Origin of the sequence: Dethiosulfovibrio russensis, assembly GCF_021568855.1 — a bacterium.
In the GTDB taxonomy this organism is placed as follows: Bacteria; Synergistota; Synergistia; order Synergistales; family Dethiosulfovibrionaceae; genus Dethiosulfovibrio; species Dethiosulfovibrio russensis.
On record NZ_JAKGUG010000003.1, the window covers coordinates 231,944 to 248,929 of the forward strand.

General features: G+C 52.4%; 17 protein-coding genes. All 17 read left to right on the forward strand.

Features of this window, described 5'->3' with window-relative positions; genetic code table 11:
* Positions 1–66: 66 nt before the first annotated feature.
* The 17 genes from L2W48_RS04580 (at position 67) to rseP (ending at position 16,973) form a co-directional block, all read left to right on the forward strand.
* Positions 67–1,761 carry a hypothetical protein gene (locus L2W48_RS04580; protein ID WP_236116501.1) on the forward strand — a complete coding sequence of 565 codons (1,695 nt, stop codon included), beginning with the start codon at positions 67–69 and terminating at the stop codon, positions 1,759–1,761.
* A gap of 30 nt (positions 1,762–1,791) precedes the next feature.
* A complete protein-coding gene (locus L2W48_RS04585; RefSeq protein ID WP_236098846.1) occupies positions 1,792–3,474 on the forward strand; it encodes an acyl-CoA mutase large subunit family protein in 1,683 nt (560 codons plus the stop codon).
* A gap of 29 nt (positions 3,475–3,503) precedes the next feature.
* Positions 3,504–3,917 carry a cobalamin B12-binding domain-containing protein gene (locus L2W48_RS04590; protein ID WP_236098847.1) on the forward strand — a complete coding sequence of 138 codons (414 nt, stop codon included), beginning with the start codon at positions 3,504–3,506 and terminating at the stop codon, positions 3,915–3,917.
* Between the two features lie 4 nt (positions 3,918–3,921).
* Positions 3,922–4,875 (forward strand): methylmalonyl Co-A mutase-associated GTPase MeaB, encoded by a 954-nt coding sequence (meaB, locus tag L2W48_RS04595; RefSeq protein ID WP_236098848.1) that lies wholly within the window; start codon positions 3,922–3,924, stop codon positions 4,873–4,875.
* A gap of 12 nt (positions 4,876–4,887) precedes the next feature.
* A complete protein-coding gene (locus tag L2W48_RS04600) occupies positions 4,888–6,447 on the forward strand; it encodes an acyl-CoA carboxylase subunit beta (protein ID WP_236098849.1) in 1,560 nt (519 codons plus the stop codon).
* Between the two features lie 16 nt (positions 6,448–6,463).
* Complete coding sequence (locus tag L2W48_RS04605; protein WP_236098850.1) at positions 6,464–6,871, forward strand: OadG family protein; 408 nt, start codon at positions 6,464–6,466, stop codon at positions 6,869–6,871.
* 30 nt (positions 6,872–6,901) lie between these two features.
* Positions 6,902–7,306, forward strand: coding sequence for a biotin/lipoyl-containing protein (locus L2W48_RS04610; RefSeq protein WP_236098917.1), 405 nt, complete (start codon positions 6,902–6,904; stop codon positions 7,304–7,306).
* A gap of 16 nt (positions 7,307–7,322) precedes the next feature.
* Complete coding sequence (locus L2W48_RS04615; protein WP_236098851.1) at positions 7,323–8,444, forward strand: sodium ion-translocating decarboxylase subunit beta; 1,122 nt, start codon at positions 7,323–7,325, stop codon at positions 8,442–8,444.
* Positions 8,445–8,469: 25 nt separating this feature from the next.
* On the forward strand, positions 8,470–9,564 hold the full coding sequence (gene upp, locus L2W48_RS04620; RefSeq protein WP_236098852.1) for a uracil phosphoribosyltransferase: 1,095 nt from the start codon (positions 8,470–8,472) through the stop codon (positions 9,562–9,564).
* 47 nt (positions 9,565–9,611) lie between these two features.
* Positions 9,612–10,454 carry a glycosyltransferase family 4 protein gene (locus tag L2W48_RS04625; RefSeq protein WP_236098853.1) on the forward strand — a complete coding sequence of 281 codons (843 nt, stop codon included), beginning with the start codon at positions 9,612–9,614 and terminating at the stop codon, positions 10,452–10,454.
* 85 nt (positions 10,455–10,539) lie between these two features.
* A complete protein-coding gene (gene murA, locus L2W48_RS04630; RefSeq protein WP_236098854.1) occupies positions 10,540–11,814 on the forward strand; it encodes a UDP-N-acetylglucosamine 1-carboxyvinyltransferase in 1,275 nt (424 codons plus the stop codon).
* A gap of 11 nt (positions 11,815–11,825) precedes the next feature.
* Positions 11,826–12,659 carry a hypothetical protein gene (locus L2W48_RS04635; RefSeq protein WP_236098855.1) on the forward strand — a complete coding sequence of 278 codons (834 nt, stop codon included), beginning with the start codon at positions 11,826–11,828 and terminating at the stop codon, positions 12,657–12,659.
* A complete protein-coding gene (locus L2W48_RS04640) occupies positions 12,652–13,272 on the forward strand; it encodes a uracil-DNA glycosylase (protein ID WP_236098856.1) in 621 nt (206 codons plus the stop codon). Before L2W48_RS04635 ends, L2W48_RS04640 begins: the two co-directional genes overlap by 8 nt.
* Positions 13,265–13,963, forward strand: coding sequence for a polyprenyl diphosphate synthase (gene uppS, locus L2W48_RS04645; protein ID WP_236098857.1), 699 nt, complete (start codon positions 13,265–13,267; stop codon positions 13,961–13,963). Before L2W48_RS04640 ends, uppS begins: the two co-directional genes overlap by 8 nt.
* A complete protein-coding gene (locus tag L2W48_RS04650; protein ID WP_236098858.1) occupies positions 13,947–14,774 on the forward strand; it encodes a phosphatidate cytidylyltransferase in 828 nt (275 codons plus the stop codon). Before uppS ends, L2W48_RS04650 begins: the two co-directional genes overlap by 17 nt.
* On the forward strand, positions 14,771–15,931 hold the full coding sequence (gene dxr / locus L2W48_RS04655; RefSeq protein ID WP_236098859.1) for a 1-deoxy-D-xylulose-5-phosphate reductoisomerase: 1,161 nt from the start codon (positions 14,771–14,773) through the stop codon (positions 15,929–15,931). The genes L2W48_RS04650 and dxr overlap by 4 nt, the downstream gene beginning before the upstream one ends.
* 4 nt (positions 15,932–15,935) lie before the next feature.
* Positions 15,936–16,973, forward strand: coding sequence for an RIP metalloprotease RseP (gene rseP / locus L2W48_RS04660; RefSeq protein ID WP_236098860.1), 1,038 nt, complete (start codon positions 15,936–15,938; stop codon positions 16,971–16,973).
* Positions 16,974–16,986 lie beyond the last annotated feature (13 nt).

Consider the following 16,986-nt stretch of genomic DNA (forward strand, 5'->3'; position numbering starts at 1 on the left):
CCTATTCAACCGATAAAGGGAGACCGAGTGATCTCTGAGCGGTTTTTTATCGACTCTTATAGAAAATTGGTTCAGAGAAAGTATTGGAGCTCTTTGGAGAGCATAGACGAAAGTCTCAAGGCAGACCCGTATAACGTGGATTGCTACCTTTTAAAGGCTATAGTGGAGAGAGCCATGGGGCTTTCGGAAAAGGCTCTATCAGATTTGAACTCCTATCTGGAGGTTCGTCCCAGAGACGCTACAGCTAAGGCGTTTTTCGAGGGGGTCTCCGATAACGACGACGATCCCTTTGGGAGAATTCCGGTTAAGTATCAGGGATACTCACAATCGTTGAAGACTTTTTTCAAGCTGCCTCCCCAGAACGCTACCGGTACCTTGGGTCTTGCCGGAACCGGTTTTTTCGGAGATAGTCTGGCTGTATGCGATCGAATTTCCGACAGAGTCCAGTTTTTTTCTCCTATGGAATACAGGGAGCTGTCTTTTGAATCTCCTGTGGGCCTGGTCCCTCTGAGTTTGAATCGCTTTGTCGTGGCGTCGGAAAAGGGAATAGTCTTCGAGTACGAAGAGAACGATAATCTCTTCAAGGTCGTCAGGAGCGGAGATCTTGGAGAATCCCTAGAAAGCATAGCTTTTCTGTCTGATACCAGGATGGTAGCCGCTCTTCCCGACGCCAGGAAAGTGGGGCTCTATGACTATCCGTCCTTAAAGCGAATATCCGAATGGTCTCCTCCCCAAGCCGGTATCTTCGAGCCGAGGGGCTTAGCCGTAAGGGGGGCTTCAGTCGCTGTATCCGACAGGAACGGTGATAAGATCTTTATCTTTTCATGGGGTGATCAAAACTACGTTGAACTGGCTAAAGAGGCTCCTCGTTCTCTTCTGTGGGGGGTGGGTGGTGATCTGCTGTCTCTTTCCGATTATGGGACGATGTCGATCTTCTCTCCCGAAGAGGACGGGAGCTGGAAAATCTCCGACGAAATAGAGGTGGAAGAGGGTTTTTCCATGGCCAGGATGAAAGACCAAGTCTACATAGTCAAAGCCGACGGTAGATCTATAACCGCTTTGACCCCAGTTCCGTCGAAGAAAAAGGGGTTGACGAAAGACATGATCCTGTATGAACCCCTTCTCGAGGGGATAAACGAGGATCAAGGTACGGCGATATCGGTTAGGATGTCCATAAACGGTCCTCTGATAAGCTACACCAAAGGTCAGAGCGGGGTTCTGTCGACGGTATGGCAGGATACCATGAAGCCCGGTCGGATTCTCTCTATTCAAGACGAAGAGGGCTCCGAAGCCATAATGGTTTCCGGTAAAAACCTGCATAGAACAAGCGATGCCAAGGTGTTGCTGATATCCGAGGAGGATAATTCTCTGGAAAGAGGACTCCGGATGATCTGGGAGGAAGGACTTCCTGTGTCCCAGCTGATACTCGACTCATCCATAGACCTGAGTAAGCGACAAATTTCTCGAATTTTAAGGTTTTGTCTTATGAACGGTGTTTCAATATCGGCTTGGGTCACGAAAATACCTTCAGATAATTTGATATTGGCGGTTGAAAACACCGGAGGAACGGTTTACTATTCCAACAGTCTGTCGAGAAAAAACATTTTCCCTTTAAAAACAAACAGTTTCCTTGTCAAGATTTTTTATCCGGATACTGTATATTCTTCGGGGTATCCTAGCAAAAACATGTTATCAACCATCGCAGATTTTGGTATGATCTCTTATCGAGGCTGGCTTCCGGTTTGGCCGGACCTTTTATAGGCTATAAGCGTACACTAAGGGGGAAAGAGCGTGTTTGACAAAAAGATTTTGGAAGAAGTTCGTAGGCTGAAGGAAAGCTACGACGCTTCGGTGGAGAAGACCATCGTCAAGCGTCCGGAGCGAAGGGAGAGTTTTACCACCAGTGGTGGTATACCATTGAAGCGTCTGTATACACCTCTAGACATCGAAGGGGTCGACTACGAGAGGGATCTGGGCGTCCCGGGATCCTATCCCTACACGAGAGGAGTCCAGTCTACTCAGTACAGAGGTCGTTTTTGGACCATGAGACAGTACGCCGGGTTTGCCACTGCCGAGGATTCCAATCGTCGTTACCGTATGCTCATGGAGCAGGGAACGATGGGGCTTTCCGTCGCCTTTGACCTTCCCACCCAGATAGGTTACGATTCGGATCATCCCATGGCGGCCGGCGAGGTCGGCAAGGTCGGAGTAGCCATAGACAGTCTTGCTGATATGGAGACCCTGTTCAACCAGATTCCTCTGGACAAGGTTTCAACCTCCATGACGATCAATGCTCCTTCTTCAGTGCTCTTGGCGATGTATATAGGGGTTGCCGAAAAACAGGGCATCTCGATGGAGCAGCTTTCCGGTACGATCCAGAACGACATCCTCAAGGAGTATATCGCCAGGGGAACCTATATATTTCCGCCTAAGCCTTCTATGAGGTTGATAACGAATATCTTCGATTTCTGCAGCAGAAACGTGCCTAAGTGGAATACCATATCCATCTCGGGCTATCATATCCGTGAGGCGGGAAGCACCGCCGTTCAGGAGGTAGCCTTTACCCTTGCCGATGGCATCGCTTACGTGGAAGCCGCTATAAAAGCGGGGCTGGATCCCAACGTTTTCGGTAAGCGTCTCTCCTTCTTTTTTAACGCTCACAACGATTTTATCGAGGAGATAGCCAAATTCCGGGCCGCCAGGAGACTTTGGGCCAAGATCCTCAAAGATAGATTCGATGTCACCGATCCCAAGGCTCTCTCGCTTCGTTTCCACACCCAGACCGGCGGCTGTACCCTCACTGCTCAGCAGCCGGAGAACAACATCGCCAGGGTCACCATACAGGCCCTCGCCGCGGTTCTGGGGGGGACGCAGTCTTTGCACACCAACAGCATGGACGAGGCTCTTGCCCTTCCCACGGAGAAGAGCGTCCGAATTGCCCTCAAGACCCAGCAGATCATAGCTCATGAATCAGGAGTCTGTAACACGGTGGATCCCGTGGCAGGATCCTACGCCATAGAGAACCTCACCAACGAGATCGAGGATCAGGCTATGGCCTATATATCCAAGATAGACGAGATGGGCGGGATGATGAGCGCCATAGAGAAAGGGTACGTCCAGAAGCAGATTCAGGACGCCGCCTACGACTATCAGCTATCCATCGAGGAGAACGACAGGATCGTCGTCGGGGTGAATAAGTTTACCGTCGAGGAGGAAAAAGGAACTCTTCAGCTTCTAAAGGTCGACGAGTCGGTCGGTTCCAATCAGGCCAAAAAACTCAAGGAGCTTCGCGAGTCCAGAGATAACATAGCGGTGAATAACGCTCTCGACAAGATAAGAGAGATGGCCAAGGACGAGGGAGCAAACTTGATGCCCGCCATCCTGGACGCTGTTCGCTGCTATACCACCGAGGGCGAGATCTGCGGGATCCTTCGGGAGGAGTTCGGAGAGTACAAGGAAAATATCGTCCTGTAGGACGCATCCATTTGGGGGGAGACTGTTCAATGAGTGATCGTAAAATTCGAGTTGTCGTAGCGAAACCTGGTCTCGACGGTCATGACCGAGGAGCCAAGGTAATTGCCAGAGCTCTCAGGGATGCTGGCATGGAGGTAATCTACACCGGTCTTCGTCAGACCGTCGATCAGATCGTGGACACCGCGATCCAGGAGGACGTTGACGCCATCGGAATAAGCATACTCTCCGGAGCTCATCACCATTATTTCAAGGCCATCATAGAGGGTCTTGCCGAAAAAGACGCAAAGGATATCATAGTCTTCGGAGGTGGTGTCATACCGGAAGCCGATATCCCTTCTCTGATGGAGATGGGAGCCGGCGCCATTTTCGGTCCCGGAACGCCTACGTCAACCTGTGCCACATGGTTGAAAGAGGCGGTCGCCAAGAAACGGGAAGCCGAGTAGATCGATGATAGAGAAAGCCCTGTCCGGAAACGTCAGGGCCATGGCCCGTCTGATCTCTGAGGTGGAGAACGAGACGGCTAGGTCCGAGAAGATCATGAGAGAGATATATCCTCATACCGGGAAAGCCCATATAATCGGTGTGACCGGAAGTCCGGGATCGGGTAAGAGCTCGCTGGTCAACAGGATGATCGCATCGTTCCGCGGGCAGGGAAAGACGGTCGGTATTATAGCGGTGGACCCCTCCAGCCCTTTCAGTGGAGGAGCCATCCTTGCGGACCGTATAAGGATGCAGGAGCACAGCGGCGATCCCGATGTGTACATCAGAAGTATGGGGAGCCGCGGTTCCTTGGGTGGACTGAGCAAATCCACCTACGAAGGTGCTCTCATTCTCGATGCCTGCGGCAAGGATATCGTCATCGTGGAGACCGTGGGAGTCGGTCAGTCCGAGATAGATGTGGTTAAGATCGCCGACACCGTATGTCTGGTGTTGGTCCCCGGAATGGGCGACGATATGCAGATAATGAAGGCCGGAATCATGGAGATAGCCGACCTTTTCGTGATAAACAAATCCGATCGAGACGGTGCCGACAAGGTCGCCGCCGAGGTCCAGCTGATGCTTAAAATGTTCCACGATGGCACAGGATGGTATCAACCGGTTACCCTTACGTCCGCTGAAACCGGTAGCGGACTGGAGGAGCTCTCCGATACGATAGAGCGTCATCGTCGTTATCTCGAGACATCGGAGGAGGGGGAGCTTCGTTTAAAAAGACGGCTTCAATGGGAGGTGGAGGAAATTGTCCGTCGTCGTATCGCCAAGGCAACAGAATCTGCCTGGGAACGGCGTCAGGAGGAGTCCGTGCTGGAAAGTCTCTATCGAAAGGAAACCGATCCCTATCGGGTGGCTCAGGATGTTCTCGTGAGCGCTTTGGACGAGGTCCGATCCGGTCAATACGTTTAGGAGGGAATGGGAATGGCTATAAAGTCGATTGATGAGCTCTGTAACGGCCTTTTGGAGAAAAGAGAAAAGGTTAGTCTTGGAGGCGGCGAGAAGGCCGTAGCTAAGCAGAAAGAGAAAGGCAAGCTGACCGCGAGGGAGAGAATAGATCTTCTGCTCGACGATGGGTCTTTCGTCGAGATAGACGAATACGTGGAGCATCGTTGCCATAACTTCGGAATGGAGACCAAGAAATTTCCCGGAGACGGTGTCGTAACGGGATGGGGAACGGTGGAAGGACGGAAGGTTTACGTCTTCAGCCAGGATTTCACCGTCCTCGGAGGTTCTCTCGGGGAGATGCACGCAAAGAAGATCTGCAAGGTCATGGATTTGGCACTTCAGAACGGTGCCCCCGTAGTCGGGATCAACGATAGCGGCGGAGCGAGGATACAGGAGGCGGTGGATTCTCTCAACGGCTACGGAGAGATCTTCTACAGGAACACCCTCGCCAGCGGAGTTGTCCCCCAGATCTCCGTTATAGTCGGTCCTACTGCCGGTGGAGCCGTCTACAGCCCTGCTTTGACCGACTATATCTTCATGGTGGATAAAACCGGAATTATGCATATCACAGGTCCCGCGGTGATCAAGGCAGTTACCGGGGAGGAGGTCACCAGCGAGGAGCTCGGCGGAGCCAAGACCCATAACAGCAAGTCCGGCAACGCCCATTTCTTCGCCAACGACGAGGCCGAGTGTTTCAAGCAGGTCAGGGACGTTTTGGGCTTTTTGCCTAGCAATAACATGTGCGATGCTCCCATCAAGGAAACCTCGGACAGCCCCAACAGAATGGATATGGACCTAAGGAACGTGGTTCCCACCAATCCCAACAAAGCCTACGACGTCAGAGATGTCATCTCCAGGATCGTGGATGACGGACGTTTCGTCGAGGTGCAGCCGATGTGGGCCACTAACATGGTCATAGGTTACGGCTCTTTCGGCGGACAGCCTGTCGGTATAGTGGCGAATCAGGCCAACAAGATGGCCGGCTGTCTGGATATAGACAACTCCGACAAGGCAAGCCGCTTTATCCGTCATTGCGACGCTTTCAACCTTCCTATCGTAACCCTCATCGACGTTCCCGGCTATCTTCCTGGGAAGAGCCAGGAGTGGGGCGGTATAATACGCCATGGAGCTAAGCTTCTCTATGCCTACAGCGAGGCGACCGTGCCTCTCGTGTCGGTGGTACTTCGTAAGGCCTATGGAGGAGCCTACTTGGGCATGTGCGCCAAGTCCCTGGGTGCCGACACCGTCTTGGCCTGGCCTCAGGCTCAGATAGCCGTCATGGGAGCCGAGGGAGCTGCCAACATCATCTTCAGAAAAGAGATCTCCGGTGCCGAGGACCAGCAGGCCATGAGGCAGAAGAAGATCGACGAGTACGAGGAGGCCTTCGCCAACCCCTATCAGGCCGCTAGCAGAGGGCTGGTCGATAAGGTCATACTTCCTGAGGAAACGCGACAGGAGGTCATCCTGGCCCTTCGGTCCAACGGAACGAAGCGACAGGCCCTTCCCCGAAAGAAACACGGCGTGATGCCCCACTAAGCGGAGGGGACACAGCATGAATCAGTTATTTGAAGGGGTACACGGTGCCATCAGCCTGTCTCTGATAGCTTTCAGCATCGTTTTCTTCGTCCTTATAGGACTTACCTGTGTTATCTACGGGATAAGGTTTTTCGCTGGACAGAAGGGGGCTACACCGACCTCCAAGGTCTCGACTGGAGGTGCGCCGAGTAAAGCGGCTCAGCCCAGTACCGCTTCGGCCGTACAGTCCAACGATTCCTCCGAGGAGATAGTCGCTGCTATCACAGGAGCTTTGATAGCCAAGCTGGGACGAGGGGTCCGGATCGTCAACGTAAGGCCAGCCGGTAAGGAAAACACCGGGGCCAACGGGTGGTCCAACTGGGGGCGTTTTGACGGTATGCAGGGATTGGATCGTTCCGCCTGGAATGTCGGCGGAAGAAGATAACATATAAAACACGAGAGGATGACTATTACTATGGCGGATAAGTACAGAGTGACGGTGAATGGAACTGCTTACGAGGTAGAGGTAGAAAGTCTTGGCGGCGGTGCTCAGAGCGCGGCTGCCCCTGCGATACCCTCTCCTGCCCCTAAGGCGGCTCCTGCCGCCGCTCCGGCTCCAAAAGCGGCTGCTCCTGCGCCCGCTCCCGCTCCTGCCGCTCCGGCTGGAGGAGAGACGGTGACGGCACCTATGCCGGGCAAGGTCCTCAGGGTAGTGGCCGGACAGGGATCCTCGGTCTCTGCCGGAGATGTGCTCATGATTCTAGAGGCCATGAAGATGGAGAACGAGATCGTTGCTCCCGTCGGAGGAACGGTAACCCAGCTGGCGGCCAAAGAAGGCGCATCTGTCAATAGCGGCGACGTCCTGGCCGTGATCGGCTAAAGCGGAGGAGCGGGCCATGGAGCTGTATCTCCAGTCTCTGGCGAAGGTCTTAGGCGAGTCCGGATTCGCCGCTTTGACCTGGGGCAATATAGCGATGCTCCTGGTGGCCTTCGTCTTCCTTTACCTGGCCATCGTAAAGGGCTTCGAGCCTCTGCTTTTGGTACCTATCGCTTTCGGATGTGTCCTGGTAAACCTTCCCCTCTCGGGAATAATGGACGAAGGCGGGTTTCTCCGATACATATTTTTCGGTACTCAGCATGAGATATATCCCGTTATAATCTTCATGGGTATAGGGGCCCTGACTGACTTTGCCCCTCTGCTGGCCAATCCGATAACCTTTTTGCTCGGTGCCGCCGCTCAGCTCGGTGTTTTTATCGCCCTTTTCGGAGCGATGATGCTGGGTTTCTCCGTAAAAGAGGCGGCCTCCATCGCCATCATCGGAGGTGCCGACGGTCCCACAAGCATCTATCTCACCATGAAGCTGGCACCTCAGATTTTGGGAGCCGTGGCTGTGGCGGCCTACAGCTATATGTCTCTGGTACCTCTAATTCAGCCTCCGGTGATAAAGATGTTCACCACCAAGGCCGATAGGGCTATCAGGATGGATAACCTCAGACCGGTCAGCAAACTGGAAAAGGTCCTGTTTCCGATAGTCTGTACTGTGGCGGCGGGGTTGTTGCTTCCCATGTCCGTTCCCCTGATCGGGATTCTGATGTTCGGTAACCTTCTCAGGGAATGTGGAGCCACCGAGAGGTTGAGCCAGGCCGCCCAAAACGAGATCCTCAACGCCACCACGATCTTTCTCGGCCTTTCCGTCGGTGCGACCATGAGTGCCGCCGATTTTCTCACGGTCGACACCATCAAGATCATACTCCTTGGGCTGGTTGCCTTTGTCGCCAGCACTATGGGAGGGACCCTCTTCGGCCAGCTCATGAAGGTGATGAGCGGTGGAAAGATAAATCCGATGATCGGTGCCGCCGGAGTCTCCGCCGTGCCTATGGCGGCCAGGGTCGTTCAGAACGTCTCCCAGAAGGAGAACCCAGGGAATTTCCTGCTGATGCACGCAATGGGACCCAACGTCGCAGGCGTCATAGGGACCGCTGTCGCAGCATCGGTTATGTTGACTCTTCTGAGTTGATGAAAATAACTAGGGGGTGTGTGACATGCGTATAGTGATAGGTTCGGATCACGCAGGATATGAATTGAAAATGAAACTCATCCCCGTCTTGAAAGCTATCGGTGCCGAAGTCTCTGACTTCGGCACCGATAGCGGAGATGTATCCTGTGATTACCCCGATATAGCCCTGCAGGTCGCTAAAATCGTGGCTACCGGCGAGGCGGAAAAAGGTATTTTGGTCTGCGGAAGCGGCATAGGTATGTCCATCGCGGCTAACAAGGTTCCCGGTGCTTATTGTGCGCTGTGCAGGGATGTCTCGGACGCGGAGATGAGCCGCAGGCACAACAACTCCAATATGCTGGCCATAGGCGGACGTACGACCGACTTCTCCGTAGCGGAGGGGATTGTGAAAACCTGGTTGGTCACCGATTTCGACGGAGATAGACACGTTCGTCGCACTCAGAAGATCAAGGCTTACGAGCACAGTCTGTCAAAGTCTTTCGGGCAAAAAAGAGGGGAGATCGTCATCTTCGACCATCCTCTCGTTCAACATAAGGTCAGCATCATAAGGGATGTCAAGACGTCGGTAAAGGAGTTCAGGGAGCTGGTAAAGGAGATCTCCAGCCTTATGGTCTACGAGATAACCAGAGATCTTCCTCTCGAGATGATCGACGTCGAGACACCTCTCACTACCACAAAAGCCTACGCCTTGGCGGGGAAGAAGCTGGCTATAGTTCCCATTCTTAGGGCGGGTATCGGTATGGTCGACGGAATAATAGACCTGATACCGAACGCAAAGGTCGGTTTCATAGGCTTATACAGGGATCCCGAAACTCTCGAGCCGGTGGAGTACTACTGTAAACTGCCTGGAGACATAGAGGATCGGGAGATCTTCCTCCTGGATCCGATGTTGGCCACCGGAGGGTCCTCTGCCGCCGCCATCGACATGATCAAGAAAAAAGGAGCGAAGAGGGTCTCCCTGGTTTGTCTGATCGCAGCACCGGAAGGTGTCGAAAGGGTCCATCAGGCCCATCCGGACGTCAACGTGTACTGTGCTTCCCTGGACAGTCACCTCAACGATCACGGTTACATCGTTCCAGGCCTAGGCGACGCCGGGGATCGACTTTTCGGAACAAAGTGACAGATAATATCGTGATAAAAGGGAAAACTATCTTGGAGATGATCCTCATGTTTATATGGGGTGTATCTCTTACTCCACTATCTATCAAACTTGCGGGGCGTTTCGGACTTATGGATCTTCCGGACCCCCGCAAGATCCATAATGAGCCCATACCTAGGGGAGCTGGTCTGATCCTCTGGGTGGGATACCTCTTTTGGTGTCTAATGTTCGCTCCTGCCGGCTGGTATTTCCCCGCATTGGCTACCGGCGGTTCGATGGTTTTTCTCGTCGGCTATATGGACGATATGTCTTCCTTGAATCCCATGATCCGTCTATCCGTTCATCTATTGGCTGCTGGATTGATGGTCCTGCCGTTCCAACAGGGCTCTCCTTTTTTTATCTTGATTTCCGTTTTATGGATAGCCGGTTGCACCAACGCATACAATCTCATCGACGGAATGAACGGCTTATCTCTGTCAATGGCTATAGTGGCGATGGTTTCGCTTGCCTGGGATGGAGCGGCTACCTTTGCTCTCCCGGTCGTAGGTCTTTCCTCCGGAGTCTTATTCTGGAATTTTCCCCGAGCTAGGACCTTTCTGGGAGATGGCGGGGTCTACCTGTTGGGGTTCGTGGTGGCCAATCTGATTCTCCGATGGGGGGCGAAAATGTTGTCCGAAGCGGGACCGTCTCTCATCCCCGTTATGGTTCTTCTCGGAGGCGTTCCAGTTCTGGATACTCTCGTCACTATCTTACGTAGGTTGATATCCCGGAGATCTCCCTTTTCCCCAGACCGGGGCCATATTCACCATCGTCTTTTAGATATGGGATTACCGGTTCCCGTCATACTCGTGATTTTATCCTCTCTTCAGATGATTCTCTTTCGCCTTGGTGTCCTCCTACTTTCCCTGTGATCTCTTCGAGAGATGATATAATCTTTGAAGACCTCGATCGGATGATTTTACCGATATATCGATTAGATAGGCTAGGAGTGGTACCGTGGAAGATAAGCTAAGGATAGTTGGAGGAACGCCTCTGAAGGGAACCATTAAAACTCAGGGAGCTAAAAACGCCGCACTGCCCGTCATGGCGGCGTCTTTGTTGCTTAAAGACGCGACATTGACCCTGGAGAACGTGCCGAAATTAAAGGATATAACCACGATGGTCGACTTGCTAAAGGTCTTGGGTGCCGATATCTCTTTTCACGATCATAAGGTCTCTATATCGGTTCCGGACTCGATATCGTGGGAGACACCAGCTTCTCTGGTCCAGAAGATGCGGGCTTCTTCTCTCGTCTTGGGACCGTTGTTGGCGAGAGAGGGAAGGGCAGTTATGCCCCTTCCGGGAGGATGTTCAATAGGAAGTCGTCCTATAGACCTTCATCTCAAGGGTCTGGCTAAAATGGGGGCTTCTATAGAACTTCAGCACGGTGCCGTACACGCTTCCACCAAGGGACTTAAAGGGTGCCGGATCTACCTGGATTTCCCCTCCGTAGGAGCTACCGAAAATCTTCTCATGGCAGCCATCTTGGCTGAGGGAGAAACTGTCCTGGAAAACGTCGCTAGGGAGCCCGAGATAGTCAACCTCGCCGATTCCCTCAGGACTATGGGAGCAAAGATAGAGGGGGAGGGCACCGGTGTCCTCAGAATCCAGGGTACCCCGGACCTTCAAGGCGGCAACGTCAGGATAATTCCTGATAGGATAGCCGCCTGTACCTATATTCTGGCCGGAGTCATCTCCGATGGGGAGGTTACCGTCTCGGACGTTATACCTCAACATTTTGACTCGCTCCTCGCAAAATTGGAGGAGGCTTCTGTGGACGTGACTTTTGATAGTAACAGTGTGTCGGTAGCTCCTTCCAGAAAAAAACTCAAGGCGATATCCTTGAAAACCCTTCCATATCCGGGATTTCCAACCGATGTTCAACCTCAGTTGATGGCGGTCATGTCCTTGGCCCAGGGCACGAGCGTGATCAAGGAAAGCATCTTCGAATCACGATTTCTACATGTCAGCGAGCTTAAAAAAATGGGAGCCGATGTGGAGCTCCAGGGAAATACGGCTATAGTAAAGGGAGTTAACCATTTTAACTGCTCGGAAGTGATGGCAACCGATCTGAGAGCAGGAGCCGCCTTGATCTTGGCTGGATTAGCCACGGAGGGTGAAACGGTGGTCCATGGTATGGGGCATGTCGAGAGGGGTTACGAAAATATAGAGGTCAATCTATCGTCGGTAGGTGCCAAAATAGCGAGCGATATAGGTGGCGAGGACGGTTAAGGAAGCTGGTCATGGCGGGAATTCTTGAGGACATAAGGGTAATATCTTTCGTAGGTCCGGCAGGGACAGGGAAAAGTCTCAGAGCACAGTTTGTCGCGAGGGAGAAGGAGATCGACTTCATCATCGACGACGGACTGGTCATTCATCGTGGACGGATAGTGGCGGGCAAGAGCGCCAAGACGGAAAAGAACATGGTTCGTGCAATTCGTAGAGCGATGTTTTTGTTTCCCGACCATAGGGCTGAAGTGATTAAATTCCTCGAGCGAAATTCCCCCTGTTCCTTGATGGTTATAGCGACATCTAAGGGGATGGCGGAGAAGATATGTTGTTCCTTGGGGATGAAGTCTCCGGAGCTTTTCATAGATATAGCCGATATTGCCTCGCCGGAGGATATAGCTAGGGCCCAATACGAGCGTAAACATAAAAAACAACACGTTATTCCGGTGTCGCAAGCCCAGATAAGGAAGAACTACACCGGTAAGTTGGTGGGAAGGCTGAAGAATCTACTAAGGCTGAAGGATAACTATGAAAAGACTATAGTAAGGCCTCCCTTCAGTTTTTACGGAGATATAAAAATAGAGAGCGATGCGGTTGTTCAGATAACCCGTCACGTTTTATCCTCCTACAGCAAGGTCCACAGTGTCGATGACGTTCAGGTAAAGGATCTGGATGGGTCGTCGGTCGATATAGTTATGAACCTTTCGGTCATATTGAGCTCCCAACCACTCCTCTCTATCGCCGGGTTTCTCTCGAGAAGAGTGAAGCTGACCGTCGAATTTCTATGCGGTCTTGAGGTCCGGAGGGTTGATGTTAATATCGACAAGGTGGTGTCGAAAGATGTCTGATTTACAGAAACTTCTTCCCTTGCAGAAAAGGCTTTTGGCTCGACTTAGCCACGAGGTTTCCTCCTGTCGAAGGTGTGATCTATGCAAGGAGAGGACTCAACCAGTTCTGGGAGAAGGGCCGCCGGATGCGGCCCTGATGTTTGTAGGGGAAGGTCCTGGAGAGGACGAGGACCGTTCGGGAATTCCCTTCGTAGGCAGGGCCGGTAGACTCCTGGATAAAATACTGGAGGCGGCGCAAATAGATAGAAGAGGGGTCTACATAACCAACGTGGTTAAATGTAGGCCGCCTAAGAACAGGACTCCTATGGTGGAGGAGACCATGGTCTGCCAAAGATTCCTGGAGGCTCAGATAGCTGTGGTAAATCCTCGAATAATAGTATGTCTGGGGAACACCCCCATGAAATGGTTCTTGGGAACCTCCGAGGGTATAACTAAGTTAAGAGGTCAGTGGTTTTCGTGGAAGGGTATAGACGTAATGCCGATGTTCCATCCCAGCTACCTTTTAAGGAATGAATCTCGGAAGAAAAACAGCCCCAAGGCACTGACGTGGAGAGATATCCTTGAAGTTCGTCGTCGTTTGGGCGAATTGAAGGTTGGAGGTCGCCATGACTGAAATCGACAACAAGGTCGCTCATCTAGCGATCATAATGGATGGAAATGGACGGTGGGCGAAGAAGAGAGGATTGCCTCGGCTTTTAGGTCATAGAGCGGGGGTAAATACCCTCGAGAGAGTCGTCTATGCCGCAAAAGACAGGGGGATTCGGTATCTGTCTGTCTATGCCTTCTCTAACGAGAACTGGAACCGTCCTTCCGTTGAGATAAAGGGATTGATGAAGCTTTTCAGTTATTATGCCCGTAAGAAACTCCGAGATCTGGTAAAAGCGGATATCAGGGTTAGGTTCGCCGGTAGAAAAGAGGGGTTGCCAGATTCGGTAATCAAGGCTATGGACGTGGCCGAAACAGAGACCTCCGATTGTGAAAAAATGACCCTCATAGCTTGTTTTAACTATGGAGGAAGACAGGAGATCGTCGATAGCGTGAACCGTTTTGTGAAGGAACATCCAGGTGAACCGATATCGGAGGATGCTATATGTTCCAATCTTTATATGCCGGAGGTTCCCGATCCAGACCTTATCGTTCGTACCAGCGGAGAGCTTCGATTGAGCAATTTTTGGCTGTGGCAGAGCAGTTATAGCGAGTTTTTTTTCACATCCTCTCTGTGGCCGGATTTTACTCCCGAGGTTTTGGACGAAGCTTTAAATACTTTTAATAAGAGGGAAAGACGTTATGGCGGGCTTAAGTAAGAAAGGCAGAGAGCTGCTAACTCGAAGTCTATCAGGTGCTCTGATCGTGATAGCCATATTGGGTGGCGTCTCCTACGGTGGGTGGCTGTGGGGAGTTATGGTCACCCTCGTGGGAGTTATATCCTTGGACGAGTTTTACCAGTTGGCTGCCAAGAGATTGAAGATATCCAAGGGGATCGGACTGATCTTCGGTGCTGCCATCCTTATGGCGGTAGGATTGGGACACGTGGAATCCCACGTGATCTTGGTCTCTCTGGCCTTGGCTTTTATAGCCGTACTGTCCATAGAGATGTTGAGACGCCAATATTCAGGGATAAGTACCGCCATAGAAAATGGAGCCGGAACCCTGGCGGGATTGGTCTTCGTAGTCCTGCCCTGGAGTTTTTCCGTGATACTTAGGGGAGGTCCTTACGGTAAGGTCCTCCTGCTCTCGGTGTTCCTTTGCACCTGGGCTTGCGACGTGTCCGCCTATGTCGTAGGAACTCTATGGGGAAGGCATAAACTATGCGACAACATAAGTCCAAACAAAACCTGGGAGGGTTTCTGCAGTGGCGTCGCCGGTAGTTTTCTGATGGCAGCCGCCATCGCCTATGTCAGAAGCTTTCCTCCGCTCCCTCTCCTGATCGTGGGGTTGATATGCGGGATAGCGGGCCAAATGGGCGATCTTTGCGAATCCATACTGAAACGAGAGGCCTCCGTCAAGGACACCGGAAAAATACTTCCAGGACACGGAGGAATGTTGGATAGATTTGACAGCGTTCTCATCAGCTTGACCCTGGTCTACTTCGTCTTCGAGGTGGCTTGGAGATGACCGATATGACTCCGTTGAACCTGGCGATAATAGGTTGTACCGGAAGCGTTGGATCTTCCGTGATGGACGTCTGTAGGAGTTACCCCGATAAGTTTAACGTTGTAGGGCTTGCCGCCGGGGAAAACATCTCCAAGCTTGAGGCATTGACAGGAGAGTTTTGCCCCGAAATGGCGGTTCTGTCGAAAATCCCGAGAGACCGACTTCCCAGCTCATCCGCCGATACGAAGTTCTTCGGGGGACCGGGAGCTCTTATAGAGATGGTCCGTTCCGATACGGTCGATCACGTGGTGGTAGCGTCTTCAGGAACGGACGGTATCCCCGCGCTTCAGGAAGCCCTTAAGGAGGGCAAGACTATCTCTCTAGCCAATAAAGAGAGCATCCTGGTGGCGGGGAAGTGGGTTATGGCGTCTGCCTCTCAAGACCAGATAAGGCCACTGGACAGCGAACATAACGCCGTTTGGCAATGTCTGGCAGGGGAGGATCCATCTTCTGTATCGGAGGTGTCCTTGACGGCCTCGGGAGGTCCCTTCCTCAAGACGCCTCTGAAAGAGATGCAGTTTATAACTCCCGCCGATGCCGTCGCCCATCCCGTTTGGGATATGGGGAAGAAGATAAGCGTAGACAGCGCTACCATGATAAACAAAGGTATAGAGATCATAGAGGCTATGAGGCTTTTTTCGTTACCTCACGACAGGGTAAGGGGGTATATCCACCCTGGATCGTCGGTACATGGTGCCGTCAGGTTCGTCGACGGGGCGGTGAAGATGGTGATGGCCCCTCCCGACATGAGGTTGGCAGCGTTGAACACCTTGGGATACCCCAAGAGGCTTCCTCTGGAACCGCTTGGTATCGAGCCTTTGACCATGAACGGAAGGGATTTGGTTTTCTTCTCTCCCGATAGAGACAGATATCCCGGGTACCATCTGTGTTTGGATATATCTCGTATGGGAGGAAGCTACCCCACGGTGCTGGTAGGGGCCGACGAGGTGGCAGTCGAAGCCTTTCTTAAGGGGGCCATAGCCTTTACCCATATCTGGCAGGTGATAGCCAGAGTCGTAGACCTCTACGACGGAAGGGAAGGCTCCGATCTCGAGGACGAACTGCAAATACTTGACTGGGCCAGGGATAAGGCCCGTTCGATCTGTTTCGGGAGGTGAAACGATGATCGTAGATATTTTGGCTTTTGTATTCATAATAGCCGTATGTGTCGTCATACACGAATACGGCCATTACAGGACCGCTATAGCCTGCGGCGTACAGGTCCACGAGTTCTCCTTCGGTATGGGGCCGGCGATATATAGCTTTAAGGGAAAGAGGAACCTTTGGTCCGTAAGGGCCTTCCCAATAGGAGGGTTCGTCCGTCTTGCCGGCATGGAGGAGGACAACGAGGACGAGATAGTGACCCCTGGAATGGGATTCAACGAGAAGTCTCCGTTCTCCCGCCTTGCTATATTGTTTGCAGGGCCCCTGTCGAACGTGTTATTGGCGTTTTTTCTGACTGCCCTGTTGTTGTGGGGACACGGAATCCTCGACATGGAACGGCCTAAAATCGGAACCATTATGGATGGATATCCAGCGCAGTCGGCTGGGCTGATGCCCGGCGACTTGGTGCTATCCGTCGGAGGTGAAACGATAGAGGACTGGCCATCCATGGCGGAGAGGATAAGATCCCACGACGTGGAAAAACCTCTGGTCCTGAGAATAGAGAGAGGAGAGGAGATCTTTTCCCTTTCGCTGTCCGTCCCTAAAGATCCCGCGACCGGTTACCCCTTGCTGGGTATCCAGCCCGGGAGGGTCAGATTTTCTGCCCTGGAAAGCGTGAGGAGATCTATTTCCTACACATTCGCCATGACTTTGGCCATGGTGAGAGGACTGTTTTCCTGGATAGTCGGTCAGAACCAAGTGGACGTATCCGGTCCCGTAGGCATCGCGTCCATGGCGGGACAGGCCGCAAAACAAGGTGGTTGGGCTCTGCTCTCCTTCCTGGCCATAATCAGTTTGAACCTCGGGATCGTAAACCTATTTCCCTTTCCTGCCTTGGATGGAGGCCGGATAGTGTTTATCCTAGGGGAAATTCTGACCGGGAAGAAATTACCCGAGAAGGTGGAGGGCTACGTTCATTTTACGGGGTTCGTGATATTGATAGGGTTGATCGCCTTTATAACGTGGCAGGATATCCTCAGGTTGCTTACCAGGTAGAGAGGTGGTCTTT